At 65.3% G+C, this 25,268-nt stretch carries 27 protein-coding genes; 10 read left to right on the top strand and 17 right to left on the bottom strand.

Translation table 11 applies throughout. The features are described 5' to 3' along the window. Positions 1-21: 21 nt before the first annotated feature. From Q5701_RS11825 to Q5701_RS11810, 4 genes are all read right to left on the bottom strand, one after another. Complete coding sequence (locus tag Q5701_RS11825) at positions 22-675, bottom strand: cell wall hydrolase (protein WP_234853700.1); 654 nt, start codon at positions 673-675, stop codon at positions 22-24. A 296-nt stretch (positions 676-971) separates the two neighbouring features. After that, entirely contained in the window at positions 972-3,512 is a 2,541-nt protein-coding gene (locus tag Q5701_RS11820) for a putative PEP-binding protein (protein ID WP_306751183.1), read from the bottom strand. Between the two features lie 77 nt (positions 3,513-3,589). Continuing rightward, positions 3,590-4,180, bottom strand: a complete 591-nt coding sequence (locus Q5701_RS11815) for a peptidylprolyl isomerase (RefSeq protein ID WP_306751182.1) — start codon at positions 4,178-4,180, stop codon at positions 3,590-3,592. Continuing rightward, on the bottom strand, positions 4,173-4,679 hold the full coding sequence (locus Q5701_RS11810) for a peptidylprolyl isomerase (RefSeq protein ID WP_234853698.1): 507 nt from the start codon (positions 4,677-4,679) through the stop codon (positions 4,173-4,175). Before Q5701_RS11810 ends, Q5701_RS11815 begins: the two co-directional genes overlap by 8 nt. 161 nt (positions 4,680-4,840) lie before the next feature. On the opposite strand from Q5701_RS11810, the gene Q5701_RS11805 reads away from it, so the two are divergent. Next, positions 4,841-6,046: a phosphoglycerate kinase gene (locus Q5701_RS11805; RefSeq protein WP_306751181.1), complete on the top strand. Its 1,206-nt coding sequence runs from the start codon at positions 4,841-4,843 to the stop codon at positions 6,044-6,046. A gap of 81 nt (positions 6,047-6,127) precedes the next feature. Here Q5701_RS11805 and Q5701_RS11800 read toward each other — a convergent pair whose 3' ends face one another. From Q5701_RS11800 to mdh, 13 genes are all read right to left on the bottom strand, one after another. Further along, a complete protein-coding gene (locus tag Q5701_RS11800) occupies positions 6,128-6,598 on the bottom strand; it encodes a transglycosylase SLT domain-containing protein (protein ID WP_306751180.1) in 471 nt (156 codons plus the stop codon). Continuing rightward, positions 6,591-7,985, bottom strand: a complete 1,395-nt coding sequence (gene lpdA / locus Q5701_RS11795; RefSeq protein ID WP_306751179.1) for a dihydrolipoyl dehydrogenase — start codon at positions 7,983-7,985, stop codon at positions 6,591-6,593. The genes Q5701_RS11800 and lpdA overlap by 8 nt, the downstream gene beginning before the upstream one ends. Positions 7,986-8,018: 33 nt before the next feature. After that, a complete protein-coding gene (locus tag Q5701_RS11790; RefSeq protein WP_306755400.1) occupies positions 8,019-8,408 on the bottom strand; it encodes an MAPEG family protein in 390 nt (129 codons plus the stop codon). A 4-nt stretch (positions 8,409-8,412) separates the two neighbouring features. Then, a complete protein-coding gene (locus tag Q5701_RS11785) occupies positions 8,413-8,667 on the bottom strand; it encodes a hypothetical protein (RefSeq protein WP_306751178.1) in 255 nt (84 codons plus the stop codon). Positions 8,668-8,721: 54 nt separating this feature from the next. Then, positions 8,722-10,323, bottom strand: coding sequence for a 2-oxoglutarate dehydrogenase complex dihydrolipoyllysine-residue succinyltransferase (gene odhB / locus Q5701_RS11780; RefSeq protein WP_306751177.1), 1,602 nt, complete (start codon positions 10,321-10,323; stop codon positions 8,722-8,724). Between the two features lie 4 nt (positions 10,324-10,327). Further along, positions 10,328-13,294: a 2-oxoglutarate dehydrogenase E1 component gene (locus Q5701_RS11775; RefSeq protein ID WP_306751176.1), complete on the bottom strand. Its 2,967-nt coding sequence runs from the start codon at positions 13,292-13,294 to the stop codon at positions 10,328-10,330. Positions 13,295-13,340: 46 nt separating this feature from the next. Then, a complete protein-coding gene (locus tag Q5701_RS11770; RefSeq protein ID WP_306751175.1) occupies positions 13,341-13,808 on the bottom strand; it encodes a hypothetical protein in 468 nt (155 codons plus the stop codon). Between the two features lie 7 nt (positions 13,809-13,815). Further along, positions 13,816-14,214 carry a hypothetical protein gene (locus Q5701_RS11765; protein WP_306751174.1) on the bottom strand — a complete coding sequence of 133 codons (399 nt, stop codon included), beginning with the start codon at positions 14,212-14,214 and terminating at the stop codon, positions 13,816-13,818. Positions 14,215-14,275: 61 nt separating this feature from the next. Then, a complete protein-coding gene (locus Q5701_RS11760) occupies positions 14,276-14,623 on the bottom strand; it encodes a hypothetical protein (protein WP_306751173.1) in 348 nt (115 codons plus the stop codon). Between the two features lie 71 nt (positions 14,624-14,694). Further along, positions 14,695-15,579 (bottom strand): succinate--CoA ligase subunit alpha, encoded by an 885-nt coding sequence (gene sucD, locus Q5701_RS11755; RefSeq protein ID WP_234853688.1) that lies wholly within the window; start codon positions 15,577-15,579, stop codon positions 14,695-14,697. 82 nt (positions 15,580-15,661) lie between these two features. Next, positions 15,662-16,855, bottom strand: a complete 1,194-nt coding sequence (gene sucC, locus Q5701_RS11750; RefSeq protein ID WP_234853687.1) for an ADP-forming succinate--CoA ligase subunit beta — start codon at positions 16,853-16,855, stop codon at positions 15,662-15,664. A 172-nt stretch (positions 16,856-17,027) separates the two neighbouring features. Then, on the bottom strand, positions 17,028-17,363 hold the full coding sequence (locus tag Q5701_RS11745; RefSeq protein WP_234853686.1) for a hypothetical protein: 336 nt from the start codon (positions 17,361-17,363) through the stop codon (positions 17,028-17,030). A gap of 115 nt (positions 17,364-17,478) precedes the next feature. Continuing rightward, entirely contained in the window at positions 17,479-18,441 is a 963-nt protein-coding gene (mdh, locus tag Q5701_RS11740) for a malate dehydrogenase (RefSeq protein ID WP_306751171.1), read from the bottom strand. A 108-nt stretch (positions 18,442-18,549) separates the two neighbouring features. Between mdh and Q5701_RS11735 the strand changes: the two genes are divergently transcribed. From Q5701_RS11735 to Q5701_RS11695, 9 genes are all read left to right on the top strand, one after another. Then, positions 18,550-19,323, top strand: coding sequence for a sulfite exporter TauE/SafE family protein (locus Q5701_RS11735; protein ID WP_306751170.1), 774 nt, complete (start codon positions 18,550-18,552; stop codon positions 19,321-19,323). A gap of 81 nt (positions 19,324-19,404) precedes the next feature. Further along, positions 19,405-20,247, top strand: a complete 843-nt coding sequence (locus tag Q5701_RS11730) for an HpcH/HpaI aldolase/citrate lyase family protein (protein WP_306751169.1) — start codon at positions 19,405-19,407, stop codon at positions 20,245-20,247. Between the two features lie 42 nt (positions 20,248-20,289). Beyond that, positions 20,290-20,838, top strand: a complete 549-nt coding sequence (locus Q5701_RS11725) for an NnrU family protein (RefSeq protein WP_306751167.1) — start codon at positions 20,290-20,292, stop codon at positions 20,836-20,838. Between the two features lies 1 nt (position 20,839). Continuing rightward, a complete protein-coding gene (locus tag Q5701_RS11720) occupies positions 20,840-21,046 on the top strand; it encodes a DUF1737 domain-containing protein (protein WP_306751165.1) in 207 nt (68 codons plus the stop codon). Further along, the gene (locus Q5701_RS11715) at positions 21,043-22,077 is read left to right on the top strand and encodes a MaoC family dehydratase (protein ID WP_306751164.1); all 1,035 of its coding nucleotides are present in this window, start codon (positions 21,043-21,045) and stop codon (positions 22,075-22,077) included. The genes Q5701_RS11720 and Q5701_RS11715 overlap by 4 nt, the downstream gene beginning before the upstream one ends. Before the next feature lie 222 nt (positions 22,078-22,299). Further along, on the top strand, positions 22,300-22,692 hold the full coding sequence (sdhC, locus tag Q5701_RS11710) for a succinate dehydrogenase, cytochrome b556 subunit (protein WP_306751163.1): 393 nt from the start codon (positions 22,300-22,302) through the stop codon (positions 22,690-22,692). A 13-nt stretch (positions 22,693-22,705) separates the two neighbouring features. After that, positions 22,706-23,092: a succinate dehydrogenase, hydrophobic membrane anchor protein gene (locus tag Q5701_RS11705; protein WP_234853678.1), complete on the top strand. Its 387-nt coding sequence runs from the start codon at positions 22,706-22,708 to the stop codon at positions 23,090-23,092. Positions 23,093-23,099: 7 nt separating this feature from the next. Beyond that, positions 23,100-24,902, top strand: coding sequence for a succinate dehydrogenase flavoprotein subunit (gene sdhA, locus Q5701_RS11700; protein ID WP_234853677.1), 1,803 nt, complete (start codon positions 23,100-23,102; stop codon positions 24,900-24,902). After that, positions 24,902-25,267, top strand: a complete 366-nt coding sequence (locus tag Q5701_RS11695; protein WP_306751162.1) for a hypothetical protein — start codon at positions 24,902-24,904, stop codon at positions 25,265-25,267. Before sdhA ends, Q5701_RS11695 begins: the two co-directional genes overlap by 1 nt. The last annotated feature ends 1 nt before the right edge of the window (position 25,268 follow it).

Below are 25,268 nucleotides of genomic sequence, written 5' to 3'. Positions count from 1 at the left end.
CGCGCGGCAGGCAAGCCCGGCTTAGTTCGAGGCGACCCGTTGCCCGCCCGGACGATAAAAGATGTGCTGGCCGATTTGCACCGTCCGCTGGAACCGGTGCGACCATGACGGGCGCACGGCAGGCGTATGGAAATAGGTGGCCCCCCCGGTCAGGACGCGCGGCGCACCTGCGAGGGCGTTGCGGGCAATGTCGCGGGCGCGCAGATAGGCGGCCTTGTTGCCGATCCGTTTCTTCCCGCCGATGGTATAGCTGAACTGGCTAGGCTGGTTGATCACCGCGCAGACCGAGGAGGGGAACTGACGGCTTTCGACGCGGTTCAGGATCACCTCGGCCACGGCAGCCTGGCCGCGCGTGCTTTCGCCTCGTGCCTCGTGATAGATGGCCTCGGCCATGCAGTTGAGGTCGCTTTCGTTATACCGGCCCCGGCTGCTGGCCAGGAAAACCTGGGCCGAGGGAATTTCTTCCGCGACGGGGTTTTCCACCTTCACAGGCTCGGCATCCGTATATAGAAGCGGCGTCGGTCGGGGGGCATCGCCCTTGTGGGCGGCGGCCGAGAACAGCCCCGCATCGGACGAGAACAGCGATCCGTTGCCCGCCATGGCGCCTGTGGCCGTAAGGGTCAGGGCGGCGGCGCACAGACAAGACGGCGCCATCCGCTGAAACAGCGTTTTCATATGCAATCCTATAACCGTGCCGGGTGGACGGGGTGTTAACAGGGCCGCCGAAACCGAACCGAATGGCCCTGCGGCGTTACCGGAATGCTTACGGTTTTAACGATTGCCCGGACTATGCCACTTGTCCGCTAAAGCCCGGATTGGCCCGAAATCCGCCATTTCCGGCAGCATCCTGCCGACGTGGAAAAGGTTAATTGGCGGAAACCAGCACGCCGGCCCCTGACTAGGTCCGTTTCGGACCGAATTTCAGGGGCTTGTCTGCGGGTCCGAGTGATTCGTTTCCTGCCGGAACGGCATCAATCCTCGTGCCGAAGCCGGGCGCGCAATGCCGAATGTGCAGCCGCCAGGCGTGCCACCGGCACCCGGAAAGGCGAACAGGAAACGTAATCGAAGCCCGCATCATGGCAGAACCCGATGGATTCGGGATTGCCGCCATGTTCGCCGCAGACCGATATGGTGATGCCCGGATGCTGCTGGCGTGCGCGCTGCGCCCCTATCAGCAGCAGTTCCCCGACGCCTTCCTGGTCCAGGCAGTGGAACGGGTCTTCCTCGTACACGCCCTGGCCGACATAGGTGCTCATGAACCGCCCCGCATCGTCGCGCGACAGGCCATAGGTCATCTGCGTCAGGTCGTTCGTGCCAAAGGACAGAAAGGCCGAATGGGCCGCGATGTCGCCCGCGCGAAGGCAGGCACGCGGCGTTTCGACCATGACCCCCAGGCGATAGGCGAAATCGGTGCGGCGGTCGTTCCTGACGGCGGCGGCGACGGCGTCGATGCGGTTCTTGACCAGCTCGACCTCGCGCATGGCGCTGACCAGGGGGATCATGATCTCGGGCACGACCGGCGCGCCCTTGCGGCTGGCGTCCACCGTTGCCTCGAAGATGGCATGGGCCTGCATGTCATAGATTTCGGGAACCGTGATCCCCAGCCTGACCCCGCGCATCCCCAGCATCGGGTTGAATTCCGACAAGGCCTCGACCCGGCGGGTCACGTCGGACAAGGGCAGGTCCAGCGAATCGGCCAGTTCCCGCATCCCCTCGCGGTCATGGGGCAGGAATTCGTGCAAGGGGGGGTCGAACAGGCGGATGGTGACGGGCAGGCCCGCCATGATCTCGAACAGCGCGGTAAAGTCCTGGCGCTGCATAGGCAGGATGCGGTCGAGGGCCAGGCGACGGTCGCCAGGCTTGTCGGCAAAGATCATCTCGCGCATGGCGGGCAGGCGGTCGGCGTCGAAGAACATATGTTCGGTCCGGCACAGCCCGATGCCTTGGGCATTGAAGCGGCGCGCGGTGCGCGCGTCTTCGGGCGTGTCGGCATTGGCGCGCACGGCGATGCCCCCCGCCGCATCGGCCCAGTCCAGCAACTGAGAGAAATTCTCGTCAAGCGCCGGTTCCAGCAGGGATACGCGGCCTGCCAGAACCTCGCCCGAGGATCCGTCGATGGTGATCTCGTCCCCTTCGCGCAAAGTGGCGCCGCCGGCCAGCAGGGTCCGCTGTCGGGTGTCGATGCTGATGCCGTTGGCCCCCACGATGCAGGGCAGGCCCATGCCCCGCGCGATCACCGCCGCGTGGCTGGTGGTTCCGCCCCGTTCGGTCAGGACGCCCACCGATGCGTGCATCCCGCGCACATCCTCGGGGACGGTTTCGCGGCGCACCAGGATGCAGGCCTCGTCCCGCGCGGCAAAGGCCTGGGCTGCGGCGGCGGTAAAGACGATCCGCCCGGTCGCCGCGCCGGGGCTTGCGTTGATGCCGCGCGCGATCACCTCGCGCGGGGCTGTGGGGTCGACTTGCTGGTGCAGCAGATCCGCCAGGGCGCGGGGTTCGACGCGCATCACCGCCTCGGATTCAGGGATGATGCCGTCGCGGGCTAGGGCCACGGCAATGCGGACACCGGCGCGCGACGTGCGCTGCACCCGCGTGGCGTCGATGATCGAGATCTGGCCGTCCACCACCACGAACTCGATCTGCATCTCCTCGCGCAGGCGTTCGCGCGCGGCGACGCCGAAGCGGATGAGGTCGGCGAACATCTCGGGGGCGGTGTCCTGCAAGGACGGGCCGCGGTCGTCATGGGCCAGATAGAAGCTTTCGGCCCCCGACCCCGACGCGCCGCCGTGATGCTGGGGACGGAACCGCCCGGTGATGCGCGGCGCGCCGGTGACGGAATCGACGAACTGGATGCTGCCCGATCCGCACAACCCCGGCCCCATGCCAAGCGCCATCTGCTGGACGACCAGGCCCAGGGGCGCATTGGCGGGCGCGCCCTTGGCCTGGCGCAGAAGGCGTGCGGTCGGGCCTTCCCAGGCACGCGCCATGGACCGCAGAACCTCGGCCAGCTGGGTGGCGGGATCCTGGGGGAAATCCTCGTCGGTTTCATCGCGGTAACAGTGCAGCGCCTCGGCCAGGGCGTTGTCGCCTTCCTGCGCGAACATATCGGGGTCCAGCCGCGCGATATGGATGGCATAGCCTTGGACAAAGCTGCGATACAGTGTGTCGGCATTGGCGCGGCCGATGCGGCGGGCCAGCCGGTCATGGGTCTGGTCGTTGATGCCGACATTCAGCACGGTGCCCGGCCCGCCCCATTCCGGCATCAAGGCGGAAGGACGGACGCTGACCAGCCCGTCGCCTTGCGCGAACAACCCGGACAAGGTTCCCAGATCGACCGGCTTGCCCGTCGCGATCGACTGCACCGATTCTGCCGGGATCGCAAAGCTGCGCGGCACCGGCAACTGCATCCTGACCAGCCGTTGCAGGCATTTCGCGCGCCAGCCGTGGCAGGCGCGTTCGACCCCGGCCGAGGGCGTGATCTCTGTCACATCAGGAAGGTTTCGCGGTTCCATGTCGCGGGAACGATAGGCGCGTGGCAGCCGATGCTGCAAGTGCGAAAAAGGGGGCGCGAGGCCCCCTTCATGCCGACTTATTCGACAATCGTGACCTTGGACATATAGTCCGGCGCCTCGACCGCGCCGTTGGCGTTCGCATCGCCCTTCTTGATCTGGTTCAGAACGTCCCAGCCGTCGACCAGTTGGCCGACCACGGTATATTGCCCGTCAAGAAAGGTCGCGGGCGCCAGGTCGATGAAGAACTGGCTGTTGGCGCTGTTCGGATCCTGCGATCGCGCCATGCCCACGGTGCCCGCCCCGAACGAGACATCGTTGAACTCGGCCTCCAGATCCGGCAGGTCGGATCCGCCCATGCCGGCCATGGCGGTGCTGGCACCGTCATGCTTGCCGTTTTCGACATCGCCGGTCTGGGCCATGAAGCCGTCGATGACCCGGTGGAAGACCACACCGTCATAGGCGCCGGCCTTCGCCAGTTCCACAAGGCGCGCGACATGGTTCGGCGCCTTGTCGGCCAGCAGGTCCAGGGTGATGGTGCCCTTGGCGGTGCCGTCGGCACCGGCCACCTCGATCACCATGTTCGGGCCGGGGCCGTCTTCATGGGCAGGGGCCTGGGCAGAGGCCGCCGATGCGGCCAGGACGAGTGCGGGGATCAGGATCTTACGCATCGGCAGCCACCTTGACCGAGATCATGCGGTCGGGGTTTGCAGGCGGTTCGCCCTTGGCGATCTTGTCCACGTGCTCCATACCGGAAATCACCCGGCCATAAACGGTGTACTGGCCGTTCAGGAAATGGTTGTCCTTGAAGTTGATAAAGAACTGGCTGTTGGCGCTGTTCGGGTTCTGCGACCGCGCCGCGCCCAGGGTGCCGCGGTCATGGGGCAGCTTGGAAAATTCGGCCGGAAGGTCGGGCAGGTCCGAACCGCCGGTGCCCGCGCGGCCGGGGGCATAGTTGTTTTCCATGTTGGCGTGCTGCACATCACCGGTCTGGGCCATGAAGCCGTCGATCACGCGGTGAAAGGCCACGTTGTCGTATTTCCCGGCGCGGGCCAGTTCCTTCATGCGCGCGGCGTGCTTGGGCGCGACATCGGCCAGCAGTTCGATGACGACGGGACCATCCTTCAATTCGATGATGATGGTGTTTTCGGGATCGGCGATCTCGGCCATGCGGCTCTCCTTTGCAAGGTTTGCGTCTTGGTCTAGGGCTTCGGCGCCCCAAGGGCAACGCGCAAACCCGATCACGGCGGGATCACCCTTACGCGAGAGTTGACGCGAACGGCCCCATGCGGGACAAGCCTTCGACGCTCAAAAGCCCGAAAGGACCACAGATGGCCGATTTCAAGACGATTGACGATCTGGACATGGACAGCAAGGTCGTCCTGACCCGCGTGGACGTGAACGTGCCCATGGAAGACGGCCGGGTGACCGATGCGACGCGGATCGAAAAGATCGTGCCGACCGTCAAGGACATCCAGGCACGAGGCGGCATTCCGGTCCTGCTGGCGCATTTCGACCGCCCCAAGGGCAAGCGCGTCGATGCCATGAGCCTGAAGCAGATCCTGCCCGCGCTGGAAGCGGCGCTTGGGCAAACGGTGGTCTTTGCCGACGATTGCATCGGTGGGCCTGCCAAGCGGGTGGTCGCCGGGCTGAAGCCGGGCGACGTGGCGTTGTTGGAAAACACGCGCTTTCATGAAGGCGAGGAAGCGAACGACCCCACCTTTGCCGCATCGCTGGCGGCCCTGGGCGGGGCTTACGTGAACGACGCCTTTTCCGCCGCGCACCGGGCGCATGGATCGACCGAGGGGCTGGCGCGGCTGTTGCCGTCGGGTGCGGGGCGCCTGATGGAGGCGGAGTTGAAGGCGCTTGACGCGGCGCTTGGAACGCCGCAGCGGCCGGTGATGGCGGTGGTTGGCGGGGCCAAGGTTTCGACCAAGCTGGATCTGCTGATGAACCTGGTGGACAAGGTCGACCATCTGGTGATCGGGGGTGGCATGGCGAACACCTTCCTGGTGGCCAAGGGGGTCGAGGTCGGCAAGTCCCTGGCCGAACGCGACATGGCCGACACTGCGCGCCAGATCCTGGAAAAGGCCGACCAGGGGGGCTGCGTGATCCACCTGCCGCTGGACATCGTCGTGGCGCGCGAATTCAAGGCGGGCGCCGAATCCCAGGTGCTGCCGGTCGAGGACTGCCCGGCAGATGCGATGATCCTGGATGCCGGTCCCGCGACCGTCGATGCGCTGCGCGAGGCGATGGCGCGGTGCAAGACGCTGATCTGGAACGGCCCCCTTGGCGCCTTCGAGATCGAGCCGTTCGACCGCGCCACCAATGCGGCGGCGCAAGCGGCGGCCGGGCTGACGCGGGACGGCAGGCTGATTTCGGTCGCAGGGGGCGGCGATACGGTGGCTGCGCTGAACAAGGCGGGCGTGGCCGGGGACTTTACCTTCATCTCGACCGCAGGGGGTGCCTTCCTGGAATGGATGGAAGGCAAGGAACTGCCTGGCGTCGCGGCGCTGAAGGCTGCGCGGCACGGTTGACGAAGAAAGGGGGCGCTCGCGCCCCCTCTTGCGCCTGGGGCGCAATTCACCCCCCGAGGATATTTGCGTGAAGAAGAAGCCTTAGCCGCGCAGGCCGGTTTGCTTCAACAGGCCCTTGCGCTTGGCTTCGTAGTAATAGCCGCGCGAATACCACATGACCGTCTTGTCGGGATTGCCCTCGGCCACCATCCAGGCGCCGCGCAGGTATTTGACGCCATAGCGCAGGTTCGTATCCGCATCCAGCAGGCTGGCCGGCGATCCGCGATGGCCCATGGTGCGGGCGGTTTGCGGGCTCAGCTGCATCAGCCCGTAATACAAACCGTTGCGCGCACTGGGTCGATGCTGCGATTCCCGCAGGATGATCCGTTGCACTATGGCAGACGGCACCTGATACTGGCGCGACCAGTAATTGATGCGCGCGCGCAGTTCCGGCGTCTCGTTCGGGTAAAGCCCGTTGCGGCCCAGGCCCCCGGGCATCGGGGCGCCGCCCCCGCCGCAGGCGGCAAGGGCAAGCGTCGCCAGGATCAGCCCGCGTCGGCCAAGATCAGACATGGATCGCGCCGTCGCCGCAGGCCAGCGCCGCTTCGCGCACGGCTTCCGAAGTGGTCGGATGCGCATGGCAAGTCAGCGCCAGATCCTGCGCGGCCGCGCCGAATTCCATCGCCACGCAGACCTCGTGGATCATCTCGCCGGCATTCGGGCCGATGATGTGACAGCCGAGGATCCGGTCGGTTTCCGCATCGGCGATCAGCTTGACGAAACCGTCCGCCTGCATCACCGCCTTGGCGCGCGCATTGCCCATGAAGGGGAACTTGCCGACCTTGATCTTGCGACCGTCAGCCTTGGCGGCTTCCTCGGTCAGGCCGACTGCCGCGACCTCGGGCATGGTATAGATCACGCCGGGGATCACGTCATAATTCACATGGCCATGCTTGCCTGCGATCACCTCGGCCACGGCCATGCCCTCGTCCTCGGCCTTGTGGGCCAGCATCGGGCCGGGGGCCGCGTCGCCGATGGCATAGATGCCGGGAACCGAGGTTTGCCAATGGCCGTCCACCTTGACATAGCCCCGGTCGGTCACCTGAATACCCAGGCCGTCAAGGCCCAGGCCGTCGGCATAGGGGCGGCGGCCGGTGGCGACCAGCACGACCTCGGCGTCCAGGCTGTGCTGGCTGTCGTCCTTGCGCAAGGCATAGTTGACCTTGGCCCCGCCTTCGGCAGCCTCGACCCCCGACACCGCGGCGCCCATGACGAATTTCAGGCCCTGCTTGGTCAGGATCTTCTGGAACTGCTTTTGCACCTCGGCGTCCATGCCGGGGGTGATGGCGTCCAGGTATTCGACCACGGTCACCTGTGTCCCCAAGCGGGCATAAACCGAACCCAGTTCCAGCCCGATCACGCCCGCGCCGATCACGACCATGGACCCGGGGATTTTCGGCAAGGTCAGAACGCCCGTGGAATCCACCACGACGCCCGCGTCGTTGTCCACCGTCACACCCTTCAGCGCCGACGGGACCGATCCGGTGGCGATCACGATGTTCCTGGCCTCGTGCGTGGTGTCGCCCACCTTGACCTTGCCCGGCGCCGGGATCTCTGCCCAGCCTTTCAGCCAGTCGATCTTGTTCTTCTTGAACAGGAACTCGATGCCCTTGGTGTTGCCCGCGACCGTGTCGGCCTTGTAGCCCTGCATCTTCTGCCAATCGACCTCGACATGGCCCACGTTCAGGCCCATCTTCTCGAAGTTCTCATGGGCTTCATGCGCCATGTGGCTGGCGTGCAGCAGGGCCTTGGACGGGATGCAGCCCACGTTCAGGCAGGTGCCGCCCAGGGTTTCGCGCCCCTCGACGCAGGCGACCTTCAGACCAAGCTGGGCTGCGCGGATGGCGCAGACATAACCGCCCGGCCCGGCGCCGATCACGATCAGATCATAGGTGGACATGGCTTGTTCCTTCTTGTCCCTCACGGCCGCTGCCTAGAACAGCGCGGCCAATATCATCAACATCGTTGCCGCGAACCCCACGGCCCAGATGGCCGAGCGCCAAGGCACCCAGCCAAGAACATAGGCGGGGACATAAAGGATACGCGCGGCAAGATAAATCCATGCGCAGGTTGCGGTGACGCCGGACGAATGCCCGCCAAGCGTGACCACGACCACCGCCAAAGTGAACAGGATCAGCCCTTCGAAATGGTTGTTCAGCGCACGTTGCAGGCGCCCGGCCGTTCCCTTCAGGGCCGGAGCATTGTCGCGCGGTCCCATGGCGACCTTGGGGCCGACCTGAAGATTCGCGGTGATCGAAAAGGCGGCAAACTGGATGGCCTGCACCAGGCCCGCAAGCGCCAGAACGGTCAGTTCGGGGGTCATCATGTCAGGCGGTTTCCAGGAAGTGGAAATCGGTCGCGCTCACGCCTGCCTGCGCATTGAAGGCAGCGGCGCCCCCGGACAGATAGGCCCGCGCGGCCTTGGCGTCGTTCACCTGATACAGTGCCCAGGCATTGCGGCCATCCTCGCGCCACAATTGCAGCAGCGACAGCCCGTTATGGCCGCGATCCTCGGCATCGGCGTCAAAGGCGGCGCGAAAGGCCGCGTAATCGGCGACGGTGTAATGGGCAATCAGTTGCATGGCCTGGCCTTTCGCAAAAAGGCACCGCCGCGCGTGCGGAGGTGCCCTGTGGTGTTACAGATCCATCAGCAAGCGGCGCGGATCCTCCAGCGCTTCCTTGACGCGCACCAGGAAGGTCACGGCGCCCTTGCCGTCCACGACCCGGTGGTCATAGGACAGCGCCAGATACATCATCGGACGGATGACGATCTGCCCGCCCACCACAACCGGGCGGTCCTGGATCTTGTGCATTCCCAGGATCCCCGACTGCGGCGGGTTCAGGATGGGCGAGGACATCAGCGAGCCGTAAACCCCGCCGTTCGAGATGGTGAAGGTGCCGCCCTGCATTTCCTGCATGGTCAGCTTGCCGTCGCGGCCCTTGGTGCCCAGTTCCGCGATTTCCTTCTCGATCGCGGCAAAGCCCTTTTGATCGGCGTCGCGGACCACGGGGACAACCAGACCCGAGGGGGTGCCCACGGCCACGCCCATGTTGACATAGTTCTTGTAAACCACGTCGGTGCCGTCGATTTCCGCGTTGACCTCGGGGACTTCCTTCAGGGCGTGGCAGCAGGCCTTCACGAAGAAGGACATGAAGCCCAGCTTGACCTTGTGCTTTTTCTCGAAGGCGTCCTTGTATTCGTTGCGAAGGCCCATGATGCCGCTCATGTCGGCCTCGTTATAGGTGGTCAGCATCGCCGCGGTGTTCTGCGCGTCCTTCAGGCGGCGCGCGATGGTCTGGCGCAGGCGGGTCATTTTCACCCGTTCCTCGCGCGCGGCATCCTCGGCCGGGCGGGGGGCCGCCGGGGCAGGGGCGGCCGGTTTGGCCGCGGGTTGGGCCTTGGCCACGTCTTCCTTCATGATCCGGCCATCGCGGCCCGAACCCGTCACCTGGTCGCGGCTGACACCCTTTTCGGCCATGGCTTTCTTGGCCGAGGGCGCATCCTCGACATCGGAACGGGGCTGCATCTGTTCGGGACCGGCGCCGGGCGATCCGACCTCGCCTGCCGTGGTCCCGTCCTCGCCGCCCGATGCGGAGCCGACCGGGGGCGCGGCATTGCCATAGGCGCCCTTGTTGTCGGGGGATCCGCTGGCGGCCCGTTCGGCCGGACGGGGCGCTGCACCCGCCGCGCCCTCGGTGATGATCGCCAGGCGCGCCTTGGCATCGACGGTCGCGCCTTCCTCGGCCAGGATGTCCGCCAGGACACCGGCGGCGGGGCTGGGCACCTCGACCGAGACCTTGTCGGTTTCCAGTTCGCACAGCATCTCGTCCACGGCGACAGTGTCGCCGGGCTTCTTGAACCAGGTGGCCACGGTCGCCTCGGTCACGCTTTCGCCAAGCGCGGGGACCATCACGTCAACGGATTTGCCGCTCATCTTTTGTCCTTCCGGGGTCTTCTGGGCCGTCTCGGCCTTCGGTTGTTCTTGGGGGATGTCGGTGCCGGCGTCAGAGATCTGGGCCAGCAGCGCGTCGGGACCAACAGTTTCGCCTTCCGCCGCGACGATTTCGGCCAGGATGCCCGCAGCCGGGCTGGGCACCTCGACCGTCACCTTGTCGGTTTCCAGCTCGCACAGCATTTCGTCCACCGCGACCGCGTCACCCGGTTTCTTGAACCAGGTGGCGACGGTCGCCTCGGTGACGGATTCGCCCAGTGCGGGCACGCGGACTTGGGTGGGCATCAGATCATCCTTCAAGCGACAGCGCCTCGGACACCAGAGCCTCTTGCTCGGCCTTGTGGCGCGACCCAAGACCCGTGGCGACCGATGCGGCGGCGTTGCGCCCGACATAGCGGGCGCGGTTATGTCGGGCGCCCAGCCGGTCTAGCGACCATTCCAGGTAGGGCTCGACAAAGCTCCACCCGCCCTGGTTCTTGGGCTCTTCCTGGCACCAGATGATCTCGGCGTCCTTGAAGCGGGCCAGTTCCTTGACCATCGACTGCGCGGGGAAGGGATAGAACTGTTCCAGGCGCATCAGATAGATGTCGTCGATCCCGGCCTCGTCCCGCGCCTTCAGCAGGTCGTAATAGACCTTGCCCGAACAGATCACGACGCGGCGGATGCGGTGATCGGGCACCAGCGTGATGTCGGAACTGCCCTGCTGCGCATCGTCCCACAGCACGCGGTGGAAGGTGGAGCCGGTCTGGAAATCCGCGGCCCGGCTGGTGGCCTTGGGATGGCGCAGCAGCGATTTGGGCGTCATCAGCACCAGCGGCTTGCGGAACCGGCGGTGCATCTGGCGGCGCAGGATGTGGAAATAGTTGGCCGGCGTCGTGCAGTTGGCGACGATCCAGTTATCCTCGGCGCACATCTGCAGGAACCGTTCCAGGCGGGCAGAGGAATGTTCCGGCCCCTGGCCCTCGAAGCCGTGGGGCAGCAACATCACCAGCCCCGACATGCGCAGCCATTTCTTCTCGCCCGACGAGATGAACTGGTCGAACATGATCTGCGCGCCGTTGGCGAAATCGCCAAACTGGGCTTCCCACAACACAAGCGCGTTCGGTTCGGCCAGCGAATACCCGTATTCAAAGCCCAGGACCGCATATTCCGACAGCATCGAATCGATGACCTCGTAATGCGCCTGGCCGTCGGCGATGTGGTTCAGCGGATAGTAACGATCCTCGGACTTCTGGTCGATGAATGCCGAATGACGCTGGCTGAAGGTGCCGCGCGTGCTGTCCTGGCCGGCCAGACGCACGGTCTTGCCTTCCACCAGCAGCGATCCGAAGGCCAAGGCCTCGCCCGTGGCCCAGTCGAAACCTTCGCCGGTTTCGAACATCTGGCGCTTGGCATCCAGAAGGCGGCCCACCGTCTTGTGCAGGCTGTGGCCTTCAGGAACCGTGGTCAGCGCACGGCCGATCTGGGCCATGGTGGACGGCTCGATCCCGGTTTCGCCCGACACGTATTCGGCACCCTCGCGGTCCAGGCCCGACCACTTGCCGTCCAGCCAGTCGGCCTTGTTCGGCTTGAAGGCCTTGCCCACCTCGAATTCCTCGTTCAGGTGGTTCTGGAACGCGGCCTTCATGTCCTCGATTTCGCCCTCGGGGATCAGGCCGTCGGCGACCAGGCGTTCGGTGTAAAGCTGCAGCGTCGTCTTGTGGCCCTTGATCTTGGTGTACATCGCCGGGTTGGTGAACATCGGCTCGTCGCCTTCGTTGTGACCGAAGCGGCGATAGCAGAAGATGTCCAGCACCACGTCCTTCTGGAACTTCTGGCGGAACTCGGTCGCGACCTTGGCGGCATGGACCACGGCCTCGGGGTCGTCGCCGTTCACGTGGAAGATCGGCGCCTCGACCATCAGGGCGATGTCGGTCGGATAAGGAGAGGTGCGGCTGAAATGCGGCGCGGTGGTGAAGCCGATCTGGTTGTTCACCACGATATGGATGCAGCCCCCGGTGCGATGGCCCTTGATGCCCGACAATTGCAGGCATTCGGCCACCACGCCCTGGCCCGCAAAGGCCGCGTCGCCATGCAGCAGGATCGGCAGGACCGCGGTGCGATCATGCGTGTCGCCCAGCTGGTCGCCCTTGGCGCGCGCCTTGCCCAGCACGACCGGGTTCACAGCCTCCAGGTGGGACGGATTGGCGGTCAGCGACAGGTGGACGGTGTTGCCGTCGAATTCCCGGTCGCTGGATGCGCCCAGGTGGTATTTCACGTCGCCCGAACCGTCCACGTCCTCGGGCTTGAAGCTGCCGCCCTGGAATTCGTGGAAGATCGCGCGATAGGGTTTCGACAGCACGTTGGCCAGCACCGACAAGCGGCCCCGGTGCGGCATCCCCACGACGATTTCCCGGATCCCCAAGGCACCGCCGCGCTTGATGATCTGTTCCATCGCCGGGATCAGCGCCTCGCCCCCGTCAAGGCCGAAACGCTTGGTGCCCATGTATTTCACGTGCAGGAACTTCTCGAAGCCCTCGGCCTCGACCAGCTTGTTCAGGATGGCGCGGCGGCCTTCCTGGGTAAACTGGATTTCCTTGCCATAACCCTCGATCCGTTCCTTCAGCCAGGCGGCTTCGTCGGGGTTGGAAATGTGCATGAACTGGATCGCGAAGGTGCCGCAATAGGTCCGCTGCATCAATTCGGTGATCTGGCGGATCGACGCGATTTCCAGGCCCAGCACGTTGTCGATGAAGATCGGCCGGTCCAGATCGCCGGGGCCGAAGCCATATGTGGCGGGGTTCAGTTCACCATGGTCGGGCACGTCGCGCAGGCCAAGCGGATCCAGGTTGGCGTGCAGGTGTCCCCGGATGCGGAAGGCCCGGATCAGCATCAGGGCGCGGATCGAATCCAGCACCGCCTGGCGCATCTGGTCCTCGGTCAGGCGGACGCCCTTTTCCTCGGCCACGGCGGCGATCTTCTTCATCGCGGCGGTGGCCTCGACCTTGGAGGCCATCGCCCATTCGCCGGTCAGGGCTGCGGTGGTTTCATCCGACGGCACCGGCGGCCAGTCGGCGCGCTTCCAGCTGGCGCCGCTGGCCTCGCGTGCGGCATCCTCTCCGGTATCGCCCAGGCTGCGGAAGAATGCGTCCCAGGCGGCGTCGAAGGCACCCGGGTTCTGCGCCCATTGGCCGTAAAGCTGTTCGATATAGGCCGCGTTGTGTCCTTGCAGGAAGGACGAATCGTGGAAATCGGCGTTGTTGGGTTGGTCGGTCATTGTGTCTCGCGTCCTTGACGCAATGGGGGAACGGGTTGGGGCCGCATCACGCGGCAGTGCAGGTGACGATCATCATCTGGACGCCGGGCATCGCGCTGCCCGCGCCCGGCTTGTTGGTGCGGCTGCTGTCCAGGTCGCGCCCGGCGTTGCGGCAAAGCTGCGCGGGCGCGGCCTCGACCTTGGATGCGTCTGTCTGGGCGGGGCGGAACAGCACGGTGAAGCGGCTGTCTGCGTCGCCGCTGACTGCAATCACCGAGGCCTGGTGCAACCCGGTGCGGCCATCCACGGGGCCGGTGGGCACGGCGGCGGGCGCCGCCGGTGCCGCGACAGGCGGGGCGACGGGTGCAGCGGGCGCCACGGCGCGCCGCAGGGCAGGGGCGGCGGGGGCCACCGGGGTGGGAACCGGGGCCGGCCCCCCGGCCGGTGCCATGCAGGCCGTCAGGGCGCAAACCGCAAGAAGGGCGGAAAGCCGGGGCAGGTTGCGGAAACTGGCCGCTGGAATTCTGGATGTCATGACCGCCTCAGGCACAATAAACGTCGATGATGGCCGCGCCGGGATCGGCATAGGGATCCACGCGCGGGATGCGTTCGATCCGCGCCACCGCGCGGCGTTCCAGCCCGCACAGCGCACGGGCGGCGCCCTGGTCGGCGCCAGCGGGCGCGCGGGCAGGGTGATAGATCAGCCGCCAGCCGAAATCGCGCCGCGCCACGGTGCGCACGGAGTCCGGGGGCAGGGTGCTGGCCTGGTGCAGGTTCGTCAGGGCGGGGATGCCGCCGCGCAGGATGTCGTCGGTGGGCGCACGTCCGCAGGCGGTCAGCGCCAGAAGGGCGGCCAGGGACAAGGGCGCCATGCAGCCGCCGGTCCGGGCCGGTGCCCCGTCCGAAGGTCTGGCTGCTGCGCGCGGCGGCTGGTCTTCCACGTCATCCCCCTGGTTTCCGGTGCCCCATACCTATGTCGGAGGCACCGGCTTTCAAACCGCGTCACGCACAGGTGACGGTCATCCTTTGCACGCCACCGCCGAATTGCGGGGCAGAGGTATCCACCGCCTCGGCGGAAAAGACCTGCGAGGCCGTGTTCGAACAGATGATCGCGGGCGCGGCGGCTACCTGGTCGGCAGTCACCGCGTTCCCGCGATAGAACACCGTGTACTGGTTGCCCGTGCGCGAGGCGGCGACGACGGCGTCCGCAGGCAGGCCCGTCGCTGCGCCAAGCGCGGCGCTCGGGACCGAATCCACCGTCACGGTCGTTTCGACCCGCGTGATCGGCTCGGGCGCGCAGGCCCCCAGAACAACAGTCGAGGCGATGATGGTCGCGGAAAGCATCTTCATCTTGATTCTCCTGTGGTTACAGAGCGGTTGCTCTCTCTGGGGGGAACGCGCGCGCCGCGCCGGGGGTTGCGTCAGGCCTTGATGGCCTTCAGCACGGCCTCGCCCAGGCCGGCCGGGCTGTCGGCCACGACGATGCCTGCGCGCTTCATCGCCTCGATCTTGGACTCCGCATCGCCCTTGCCGCCCGACACGATCGCGCCGGCATGGCCCATGCGACGGCCCGGAGGCGCGGTGCGGCCTGCGATGAAGCCTGCGGTCGGCTTCCAGCGGCCCTTCTTCTTCTGCTCGGCCAGGAACTCGGCCGCCTCTTCCTCGGCCGAACCGCCGATCTCTCCGATCATGATGATCGAGGTGGTCTCGTCGTCGTCCAGGAACATCCGCAGCACGTCGATATGCTCCATCCCCTTGATGGGATCGCCGCCGATGCCGACCGCGCTCGATTGGCCCAGGCCCACGTCCGAGGTCTGCTTGACGGCTTCATAGGTCAGGGTGCCCGAACGCGACACGACGCCGACGCTGCCGCGGCGGAAGATGGAACCCGGCATAATGCCGATCTTGCATTCGTCCGGCGTCATGATGCCGGGGCAGTTCGGCCCGATCAGGCGCGACTGCGACCCCTGGAGGGCGCGCTTGACGCGCATCATATCCAGCACCGGGATGCCTTCGGTGATGCAGACGATCAGCGGGATTTCCGCGTCGATGGCTTCCAGGATCGAGTCCGCCGCGAAAGGGGGCGGGACATAGATCGCCGACGCGGTGGCGCCGGTTTTCGCCACGGCCTCGTGGACCGAATTGAATACCGGCAGGCCCAGATGTTCGCTGCCGCCCTTGCCGGGCGTCACGCCGCCGACCATCTGCGTGCCATAGGCGATCGCCTGTTCGGTGTGGAAGGTGCCCTGGGATCCGGTGATCCCCTGGCAGATGACTTTGGTGTCTTTGTTAACGAGAACGGCCATTGAAGGCTTTCCTTGACGTAGGGTGCGTGGTTTCACGCACCAATGCTCAGGGGAAGGTGCGTGAAACCACGCACCCTGCGGTTCAACCTTTGACGGCTTTCACGATCTTCTCGGCCGCATCCGACAGGTCGTCGGCAGCGATCACGTTCAGGCCGGATTTCGCGATGATCTCCTTGCCCAGGTCGACGTTCGTGCCTTCCAGCCGCACGACCAGGGGAACCTGCAGGCCGACTTCCTTCACGGCGGCGATGATGCCTTCCGCGATGATGTCGCAGCGCATGATGCCGCCGAAGATGTTGACCAGGATGCCTTTGACGTTCGGATCCGAGGTGATGATCTTGAAGGCTTCCGTCACCTTCTCCTTGGTCGCGCCGCCGCCCACGTCCAGGAAGTTCGCGGGTTCGGCGCCATACAGCTTGATGATGTCCATCGTGGCCATCGCCAGGCCCGCGCCGTTCACCATGCAGCCGATCTCGCCCTCAAGGGCGATATAGTTCAGGTCAAATTTCGACGCGGCGAGTTCCTTGGGATCTTCCTCGGTCTCGTCGCGCAGCGCCATGATGTCGGACTGGCGGTAAAGGGCGTTGTTGTCGAAGCCCATTTTCGCGTCCAGACACTTGATCTGGCCTTCGGGGGTGACGATCAACGGGTTGATCTCCAGCATCTCCATGTCCTTCTCGATGAACATGCGATACAGGTTTTTCACCAGGGCCACGCATTGCTTGACCTGCGCGCCTTCCAGACCCAGGGCAAAGGCCACGCGGCGGCCGTGGAAGTCCGACAGGCCCGACGCCGGATCGACGCTGAAGCTGACGATCTTTTCGGGCGTGTGGGCGGCCACTTCCTCGATGTCCATGCCGCCTTCGGTCGAGGCGACAAAGCTGACGCGGGACGTCTGGCGATCCACCAGTAGCGCCAGGTACAGTTCGCGCGCGATGTCGGAACCGTCTTCGATATAGATGCGGTTGACCTGCTTGCCGACCGGACCGGTCTGATGGGTCACAAGGGTGCGGCCCAGCATCTGGCGGGTCAGTTCCTCGGCTTCCTCGACCGACTTGGCCAGGCGGACGCCGCCCTTTTCACCGGCCTCGGCTTCTTTGAAGCTGCCCTTGCCGCGGCCGCCCGCGTGGATCTGGGCCTTGACCACCCACAGGGGGCCGTCCATCTCGCTGGCGCAGGTCTTGGCCTCGTCGGCCTTCATCACGATCCGGCCGTCGCTGACCGGTGCGCCGTATTGACGCAACAGCGCCTTGGCCTGGTATTCGTGGATATTCATCCTGACCCCCTTTTTCGGTTCGACAGATTTGCCGGGGTCTTGCCATATCAGAGGCAGGTCAGGAAACGATTTTGCAGGAAAAGCCCGGAAAGGGGCAAGAAGTCGCTTATTGTGATCACAGCCGGAAATGCCGTGATCACAAAGGTCCAGAAGTCAGGATTCGCTTAACGATTTACCCTGCCACGCGGGAACAGCTAAGGCTGTCGCCGGTGCTTTCGGACATCCAGTTGATGCGGTTGTCGTTCTGCCACTGCACCTGGATCACCGCCCCGTCCGCCAGCGTCATGGTGGTGACCCGGTTCTGGGTCGAGAACTTGCTGATCTTGATCGGCAGCGTGGTGTTCGACGGCTGATAACTATCCGGGGTGAAGGTCATCACCGTGGTTCCGCAGTCCCATGTGCCCATGAAGGGCAACTGGTCGGTCGGGCGCGGGCTGGTGGGGGGCGCCGAGCAGGCACCGATCAACAGGGCAGACAGAAGGGCAGCAGGCAGGACGGTTCGGGTCATTGTCGCCTCCGGTTCAACTACCCTGCGAATGCTACATCGGAACCGGAAAGATGAACATCATCAAATGCAAAGGCGCGCCCTTGGGGACGCGCCTTGCCAGACTTGTGCGATCCGATCAGGCCAGCGAGTTGTCGATGCCCTTGCAGGCCTCGACCAGGCCCTTCACCGCATCGACCGACTTGGTGAACATCGCCTGTTCATCGTCGTCCAGCGTGATGTCGATGACCTTTTCCACGCCGCCCGCGCCGATCACGGTGGGCACGCCCACATACATTCCGTTCAGGCCGTAGGCGCCGTCCACATAGGCCGCGCAGGGCAGCACGCGCTTTTGGTCCTTGAGATAGGCTTCTGCCATCTCGATCGCGCTTGTCGCGGGCGCATAGAAGGCGCTGCCGGTCTTGAGCAGGCCGACGATCTCGGCGCCGCCATCGCGGGTGCGCTGCACGATGCTGTCCAGCTTCTCCTGCGTGGTCCAGCCCATCTTGACCAGATCCGGCAGCGGAATCCCTGCAACGGTCGAATAGCGGGTCAGCGGAACCATCGTGTCGCCATGCCCGCCCAGCACAAAGGCCGTCACGTCGCGCATCGACACGCCGAATTCGAGGCTCAGGAAGTGGCGGAAGCGCGCCGAATCCAGCACGCCCGCCATGCCGCAGACTTTCTCGTGCGGCAGGCCCGAAAACTCGCGCAGCGCCCAGACCATCGCGTCCAGCGGATTGGTGATGCAGATGACAAAGGCGTCGGGCGCGTGCTTGGCGATGCCCTCGCCCACCGACTTCATGACCTTGAGGTTGATGCCCAGCAGGTCGTCGCGGCTCATTCCCGGCTTGCGCGGCACGCCGGCGGTGACGATGCAGACATCCGCGCCCGCGATGTCGGCGTAATCGTTGGCGCCCTTCATGTCGGCGTCGAAACCCTCGGACGGACCCGACTGCGCGATGTCCAGAGCCTTGCCCTGGGGCGTGCCCTCGGCGATGTCGAACAGGACAACGTCACCCAGTTCCTTCATCGCGGCCAGATGCGCCAGCGTACCGCCGATCTGCCCCGCACCGATCAGTGCGATTTTGGGTCGGGCCATGGATAACCTCCGATCAATGGAATGATGTTGCCGGGTGGTTACGGGGTCGCGCATGAAATCGCAAGCCACTGTTGGCGCTGACACTTGCCATTTCGCGCGTCGGGACGCATGGCTGCCGACACAAAGGGGGCGGAAATGCTGGATCTGACGACCGGAGGCTGGGTGCTGGCCTTCATTGCCGCGATCTCGGTGGGCCTGGCCAAGGGCGGGCTGGCGATGGTGGGCATGATCTCGGTCCCGGTGCTGTCGCTGGTCATGTCGCCGGTGCAGGCGGCGGGGCTGATGCTGCCCATCTATGTCGTGTCGGACATCGGCGGCCTGATCGCCTTTCGCCGCAATTTCGACCTGCGGGTGCTGGCAACCGCGCTGCCCGGCGCCATTGCGGGGATCGGCATCGGCTGGGCCGGGGCCCATGTGGTTCCGGTGGATGGCGTGACCTTCATCGTGGGGGCGATCGGATTGATCTTTGCGCTGAACGCGCTGGTCCGGCCCCAACTGTCGGGCAAGCCGCGCCAGCCGTCCCTGGGCCGGGGCACGGGATGGGGGCTGCTGTCGGGCTATACCAGTTTCATCAGCCACGCGGGCGCGCCGCCCTGGCAGGTTTATGTCCAGCCGCTGCGCCTGCCCGCGCTGGTCTATGCCGGGACGACCACCTGGTTCTTTGCCGTCTGCAACTGGATCAAGCTGATCCCCTATGCCGCATTGGGACAGTTGTCTTCGGCGAACCTCAAGGCCGCTGCGGTGCTGATGCCTGCGGCCCTTGTGGCGGTCTGGGTCGGGTTGCGTCTGGTCAAGATCATCCCCGAGGCGCTGTTCTACAAGCTGATCACCTGGGGCTTGCTGGCGGTGTCGCTGCGGCTTGTCTGGCAGGCGCTTGCCTGACGCCGCAGCGCAGCAAAAATCCGCTTGCCAAAACTGGCGCCGCAATGCAGCGTCGCGCAAGATTGTTGCGAGGAGGATCTGATGGCGCGTCCCTATCGTTCGGTTCTGTATATCCCCGCCGCCAATGCGCGGGCGATGGAAAAGGCGCAGACGCTGCCCGCCGATGCCATCATCTTCGATCTGGAGGATGCGGTCGCGCCCGGTGAAAAGCCTGCCGCGCGCGATGCCCTGGCTACGGCTTTGGGCAATGATTATGGTCCCCGCGCCCGGATCGTGCGGATCAACGGGTTGGCGACAGAATGGGGTGAGGACGACGCGCGGTTCTGCGCGACCCTTGCGGCGGATGCGGTGCTGATCCCCAAGGTGGACAGCGCCGCCGATCTGGACCGCGTGGCCGCCCTGATCCCCGACACGCCCCTTTGGGCGATGATGGAAACACCGCTGGGGATGCTGAACGCCGCGGAAATCGCCGCCCATCCCCGGTTGGAGGGGATGGTGATGGGCACCAACGACCTGGCCAAGGAACTCAACAGCCGCTTTCGTCCCGACCGGCTGCCGATGCAGGCGGGCTTGGGCCTGTGCCTGCTGGCCGCCAAGGCCCATGGCAAGGTGATCGTGGACGGGGTCTTCAACGCCTTCAAGGACGAGGACGGGCTGCGCGCCGAATGCGAGCAGGGCCGGGACATGGGCTTTGACGGCAAGACGCTGATCCATCCCGCCCAGCTTGCCGTCGCCAACGAATCCTTCGCCCCCACGGATGCCGAGATCGACCTGGCCCGGCGCCAGATCGAAGCCTTCAGCGCCGCCGCTGCCGAAGGCAAGGGCGTGGCCGTTGTCGATGGCAAGATCGTGGAAAACCTGCACGCGGAAACCGCGCGCAAGACGCTGGACCGGGCCAAGGCGATTGCGGCGGTGGCCGGATAAGGGCAGGGTGGCCGCCAACATATCCAGCGAGGGGAAAGCCAGATGGTTCTGCTGATTTCGGGCGTTGCGCTCTGGTGGGCGGCGCATCTGTTCAAGCGCGTCGCCCCCGAACGCCGCGCCGCCCTGGGCGACAAAGGCAAGGGGCTGGTCGCGGTCCTGCTGGTGCTGTCGGTTTTCCTGATGGCGCGGGGCTATGGGCAGGCAGAGGGCCCGGTCTGGTGGGGCAGGTCGCCTGCGACCACAGGCATCAACAACCTGCTGATGCTGCTGGCCTTTTATCTTTACGCAGCGGACGGGATGGGAACGCGCGTCACCGCCTGGATCCATCATCCGCAACTGACGGGTTTCTCGCTCTGGGCGGTCGCGCATCTGCTGGTGAACGGCGATCTGGCCTCGTTTGTCCTGTTCGGCGGGCTGCTGGCCTGGGCGCTTGTCGAAATCATGTTGCTGAACCGGGCGGGCGCCTGGAAGCGCCGCACGGGGCCGTTCCCCGCGCGCAAGGAAATCATGGCGGCCGTGGGCGCGGTCGTCGTCATGCTGGTCGTGGGCCTGATCCACGGCTGGATCGGACCCTGGCCATTCGGAGGCTGACGTGACCACCCTTTACCGCTGCATCACCGAGGACGACACCGTCCAGTTCTGCCACCGCATCAGCGAGGCGCTGTCCAAGGGGTGGTCGCTTCATGGCAGCCCCTCGATGGCCTTTGATCCGGTCAAGGGCGTCATGCGCATGGGCCAGGCCGTCACCAAGCAGGTCCAGGCCGAATACCATCCCGACATGAAGCTGGGGCAGCAATGACCAAGACCAATCCGGGCCGCTTCTTCGAGGATTACCGCCTGGGCCAGGTGATCCGCCACGCCGTTCCGCGCACCGTGGCGGAAGGGGAACGGGCGCTGTACCACGCGCTTTATCCCGCACGCCATGCGCTGTATTCCAGCGATGAATTCGCGTCGAATTGCGGGTTGGAAAGCAGTCCCCTGGACGACCTGCTGGCCTTTCACATCGTTTTTGGCAAGACCGTTCCCGATGTCAGCCTGAACGCGGTGGCAAACCTGGGCTATGCCCAGGGCCGCTGGCTGGCGCCGGTCTGGCCAGGCGACACGCTGCGGTCGGAGTCGCAGGTGATCGGGCTGAAGCAGAACTCGAACGGCACGTCTGGCGTGGTCTGGGTGCGGACGCGCGGCCTGAACCAGATGGACGAACCCGTGCTGGAATACGTCCGCTGGGTGATGGTGCGCAAGCGCGACGCGGCAGCCCCAGCGCCGGAAACGGTGACGCCCAACCTGCCGCCGGTGGTGGCGCCCGAGGATCTGGTGATCCCCGAAGGATTGGACTTCACCGGCTATGATTTCGAGCTTGCGGGCGAACCGCATCGCTGGGGTGACTATGACATCGGCGAAAAGATCGACCATGTGGACGGCGTCACCATAGAGGAGGCCGAGCATATGCTGGCCACCCGCCTGTGGCAGAACACCGCCAAGGTCCATTTCGACGCCACCAACCGTGAGGATGGCAAGCGGCTGGTCTATGGCGGCCATGTCATCAGCATGGCCCGCGCATTGTCCTTCAACGGGCTTGCCAATGCGCAGATGATCGTGGCGCTGAATGGCGGCGCCCATGCGAACCCCTGCTTCGCCGGCGATACCCTGCGCGCCTGGTCCGAGGTGCTGGACAAGGCCGAAACCGATGCGCCCGGCGTCGGCGCGATCCGGCTGCGGCTGGTCGCGACCAAGGGCGACAGCGGCGCATTCGCATTGAAGGATGGGGACGGGCGTTATCTGCCCGAAGTTCTGCTGGATCTGGATTACTGGGCACTGATGCCGGTTTGACGGCCAGGCGACTCGGGTCATCTCGCATCCGCAGCATCCGTTGTGATCACACGCCCGCAGGTCGTGATCACAAAGCCCGGAAAGCGCTGAAAATCGCAGACGCCTCTGGTATCTGCGGGTGACAGATGCCAGAAATGCCGACAAACACACGCCAATCGCCAGCCCGCGAGGCCAGCCTTGCCTGCGACGGGACGGGTCAACCGTTTAAAGGAGCGCCGCATCATGGCCGATGTGAACCGGGGCAACCGGCCGCTTTCCCCCCATATGCAGGTTTATCGTATGCCCATGGCTGCGATCACCTCGATCATGACGCGGATCACCGGGCACGCGCTTGTCGCGGGTATCCTTCTGCTGGTCTGGTGGCTGACCGCCGCCGTCAGCGGCCCCCGCGCATTCGCCGCCGCCGATTGGGTGGTGCGGTCCTGGATCGGGTTCATCGTGCTGACCGGGTCGGCCTGGGCGCTGTGGTTCCACACGCTGTCGGGCATCCGGCACCTGTTCTATGACGCAGGCCAGTTGCTGCGGATCGAGGAGGCCGAGCGTGCAAGCTGGGCCATCATCATCGGATCGATCGTGCTGACGCTTTTGTCCCTGATCCTGTTCTTCTTTGCCTGAGGGAACGCGAACCATGCGCTATATCACCCCCCGCAAGGCGGCCATGGGCCTGGGTTCCGCACACAGCGGCACGGCCGACCACTGGTTCATGACCGTCACCTCCTGCGCCCTGGTCCTGCTGGTCCCGGCCTTCATGCTGGTCATCGGCAATGCCATCGGCCTGCCGCATCCCGAACTGGTGGCCTATTTCGGCCGCCCCTATCCGGCGCTGATCACGGCGCTGTTCATCGTCGTGGGCATGGTGCATTTCATCAAGGGCACCCGGATCATGATCGACGATTATTTCCAACACACGGCGCGCAAGGTGGCGATCATCGTCTCGGTGGTCTTTTCCTGGGCGGTCATCGCGGCGGCGGTCTTTGCGCTGGCCAAGATGACGCTGATCACCGTCGCGATCTGAGGGCAACATGGCAGCTTACGATATCCATACGCATGATTACGACGTGGTCGTGGTGGGCGCGGGCGGGGCTGGCCTGCGCGCGACGCTGGGCATGGCCGAACAGGGCCTGCGCACGGCCTGCGTGACCAAGGTCTTCCCCACGCGGTCCCATACCGTCGCGGCCCAGGGCGGCATTGCCGCGTCGCTGTCGAACATGGGACCGGACAGCTGGCAATGGCATATGTACGACACCGTGAAGGGGTCGGACTGGCTGGGCGACACCGACGCGATGGAATACCTCGCGCGCGAGGCGCCCAAGGCCGTCTATGAACTGGAACATTACGGCGTGCCGTTTTCCAGGACCGAGGAGGGCAAGATCTATCAGCGTCCCTTCGGCGGCCACACCACCGAATACGGCGAAGGCCCCCCGGTTCAGCGGACCTGTGCCGCAGCCGACCGCACCGGCCACGCGATCCTGCACACGCTTTATGGCCAGTCGTTGAAGAACAACGCGGAATTCTTCATCGAATATTTCGCCATCGACCTGATCGTCACGGACGGCGCCTGCACGGGGGTGGTCTGCTGGAAGCTGGACGACGGCACCATCCACGTCTTCAATGCCAAGATGGTCGTGCTGGCAACCGGCGGCTATGGCCGCGCCTATTTCAGCGCGACATCCGCCCATACCTGCACCGGCGACGGCGGCGGCATGGTGGCGCGCGCGGGCCTGCCCTTGCAAGACATGGAGTTCGTGCAGTTCCACCCGACCGGCATCTATGGTTCGGGCTGCCTCATCACCGAAGGCGCGCGGGGCGAGGGCGGATACCTGACCAACTCCGAAGGCGAGCGTTTCATGGAACGCTATGCGCCGACCTACAAGGATCTGGCGTCGCGTGACGTGGTTTCCCGCTGCATCACTATCGAGATCCGCGAAGGCCGGGGCGTCGGTCCCGACAAGGACCATATGCACCTGAACCTGATGCACCTGCCGCCCGAGGCGCTGGCCGAACGGCTGCCCGGCATCAGTGAATCGGCCAAGATCTTCGCGGGCGTCGATGTCACCAAGCAGCCGATCCCGATCCTGCCAACGGTCCATTACAACATGGGCGGCATCCCGACGAATTACTGGGGAGAGGTTCTGAACCCGACCGCCGACAACCCCGACGCCATCTTCCCCGGCCTGATGGCCGTGGGAGAGGCAGGCTGCGCTTCCGTGCATGGCGCGAACCGCCTGGGATCGAACAGCCTGATCGACCTTGTGGTCTTTGGCCGCGCCGCCGCGATCCGCGCGGGGCAGGTGGTTGACCGGGAAGGTCATATCCCTGCCACGAACCAGGCTCAGGTGGACAAGGCCCTGGCGCGCTTTGACGCGTTGCGCCACGCCAATGGCGGCACGCCCACCGCAGACCTGCGGCTGGAGATGCAGCGCACCATGCAAGCCGACGCGGCGGTGTTCCGCACCGACAAGACCCTGGCCGAGGGCGCCGAAAAGATGACCGCCATCGCCACCAAGATGGACGACATCCGCGTCACGGACCGGGGCCTGATCTGGAACACGGATCTGATGGAAACGCTGGAGCTGACCAACCTGATGCCCAACGCGCTTGCGACCATCGTCGCCGCCGAGGCGCGCAAGGAAAGCCGGGGCGCCCATGCGCATGAGGATTGGCCCGAGCGGGACGACGCCAACTGGCGCAAGCACTCGCTTGCATGGGTGGATGGAAACGCGGTTAAACTGGATTACCGCCCCGTCCATCTGGATCCTTTGACAAAAGAAGAAGATGGCGGGATCGACCTGAAGAAGATTGCTCCGAAAAAGAGGGTTTACTGATGCGTTTTCAGACTTTCGCCGTTCTTGGACTTGCCGCCGCCACGCTGGCCGGCTGCGTCGCCCCGATACCGCCCGCCACGACCGTCACCACGGCGCCATCCGTGATCACCACGCCCACCGTGCTTGACGCGGCCTCGCGCCAGGTGGCCCGCACGGTCATCAACGCGGAAATGGAAAAGCGCCTGCCCGGCGCCAATGTCGCGCCCTATACCGATTGCGTCGTCAACAACGCCACAACGGCGGAACTTATCGACATTGCCCAGGCATCCCGCGCCGGTGTGACGGGAACGGCCGACAGCGTGGCGGCGATCGTTTCGCGCCCCGCGACCACGCAGTGCATCGCTGCGGCGGCGCGCACGGCGTGAC

It is taken from the genome of Paracoccus actinidiae (genome assembly GCF_030863885.1).
In the GTDB taxonomy this organism is placed as follows: Bacteria; Pseudomonadota; Alphaproteobacteria; order Rhodobacterales; family Rhodobacteraceae; genus Paracoccus; species Paracoccus everestensis.
This window is presented reverse-complemented; position numbering and strand designations above follow the sequence as displayed.

Bases quoted from the DNA above. Each gene is read 5' to 3' on its own strand.
- sdhA (WP_234853677.1), top strand. From the start codon at position 23,100: ATGGCAGCTTACGATATCCATACGCATGATTACGACGTGGTCGTGGTG.
- Q5701_RS11725 (WP_306751167.1), top strand. From the start codon at position 20,290: ATGGTTCTGCTGATTTCGGGCGTTGCGCTCTGGTGGGCGGCGCATCTG.
- Q5701_RS11820 (WP_306751183.1), bottom strand. From the start codon at position 3,512: ATGGAACCGCGAAACCTTCCTGATGTGACAGAGATCACGCCCTCGGCC.
- Q5701_RS11810 (WP_234853698.1), bottom strand. From the start codon at position 4,679: ATGGCCGAGATCGCCGATCCCGAAAACACCATCATCATCGAATTGAAG.
- sucC (WP_234853687.1), bottom strand. From the start codon at position 16,855: ATGAATATCCACGAATACCAGGCCAAGGCGCTGTTGCGTCAATACGGC.
- Q5701_RS11790 (WP_306755400.1), bottom strand. From the start codon at position 8,408: ATGACCCCCGAACTGACCGTTCTGGCGCTTGCGGGCCTGGTGCAGGCC.
- Q5701_RS11785 (WP_306751178.1), bottom strand. From the start codon at position 8,667: ATGCAACTGATTGCCCATTACACCGTCGCCGATTACGCGGCCTTTCGC.
- Q5701_RS11735 (WP_306751170.1), top strand. From the start codon at position 18,550: ATGGCTGCCGACACAAAGGGGGCGGAAATGCTGGATCTGACGACCGGA.
- odhB (WP_306751177.1), bottom strand. From the start codon at position 10,323: ATGCCCACCCAAGTCCGCGTGCCCGCACTGGGCGAATCCGTCACCGAG.
- Q5701_RS11695 (WP_306751162.1), top strand. From the start codon at position 24,902: ATGCGTTTTCAGACTTTCGCCGTTCTTGGACTTGCCGCCGCCACGCTG.
- Q5701_RS11800 (WP_306751180.1), bottom strand. From the start codon at position 6,598: ATGTCTGATCTTGGCCGACGCGGGCTGATCCTGGCGACGCTTGCCCTT.
- lpdA (WP_306751179.1), bottom strand. From the start codon at position 7,985: ATGTCCACCTATGATCTGATCGTGATCGGCGCCGGGCCGGGCGGTTAT.
- Q5701_RS11775 (WP_306751176.1), bottom strand. From the start codon at position 13,294: ATGACCGACCAACCCAACAACGCCGATTTCCACGATTCGTCCTTCCTG.
- sdhC (WP_306751163.1), top strand. From the start codon at position 22,300: ATGGCCGATGTGAACCGGGGCAACCGGCCGCTTTCCCCCCATATGCAG.
- Q5701_RS11760 (WP_306751173.1), bottom strand. From the start codon at position 14,623: ATGAAGATGCTTTCCGCGACCATCATCGCCTCGACTGTTGTTCTGGGG.
- Q5701_RS11770 (WP_306751175.1), bottom strand. From the start codon at position 13,808: ATGACATCCAGAATTCCAGCGGCCAGTTTCCGCAACCTGCCCCGGCTT.
- Q5701_RS11825 (WP_234853700.1), bottom strand. From the start codon at position 675: ATGAAAACGCTGTTTCAGCGGATGGCGCCGTCTTGTCTGTGCGCCGCC.
- sucD (WP_234853688.1), bottom strand. From the start codon at position 15,579: ATGGCCGTTCTCGTTAACAAAGACACCAAAGTCATCTGCCAGGGGATC.
- Q5701_RS11715 (WP_306751164.1), top strand. From the start codon at position 21,043: ATGACCAAGACCAATCCGGGCCGCTTCTTCGAGGATTACCGCCTGGGC.
- Q5701_RS11730 (WP_306751169.1), top strand. From the start codon at position 19,405: ATGGCGCGTCCCTATCGTTCGGTTCTGTATATCCCCGCCGCCAATGCG.
- mdh (WP_306751171.1), bottom strand. From the start codon at position 18,441: ATGGCCCGACCCAAAATCGCACTGATCGGTGCGGGGCAGATCGGCGGT.
- Q5701_RS11815 (WP_306751182.1), bottom strand. From the start codon at position 4,180: ATGCGTAAGATCCTGATCCCCGCACTCGTCCTGGCCGCATCGGCGGCC.
- Q5701_RS11745 (WP_234853686.1), bottom strand. From the start codon at position 17,363: ATGACCCGAACCGTCCTGCCTGCTGCCCTTCTGTCTGCCCTGTTGATC.
- Q5701_RS11805 (WP_306751181.1), top strand. From the start codon at position 4,841: ATGGCCGATTTCAAGACGATTGACGATCTGGACATGGACAGCAAGGTC.
- Q5701_RS11705 (WP_234853678.1), top strand. From the start codon at position 22,706: ATGCGCTATATCACCCCCCGCAAGGCGGCCATGGGCCTGGGTTCCGCA.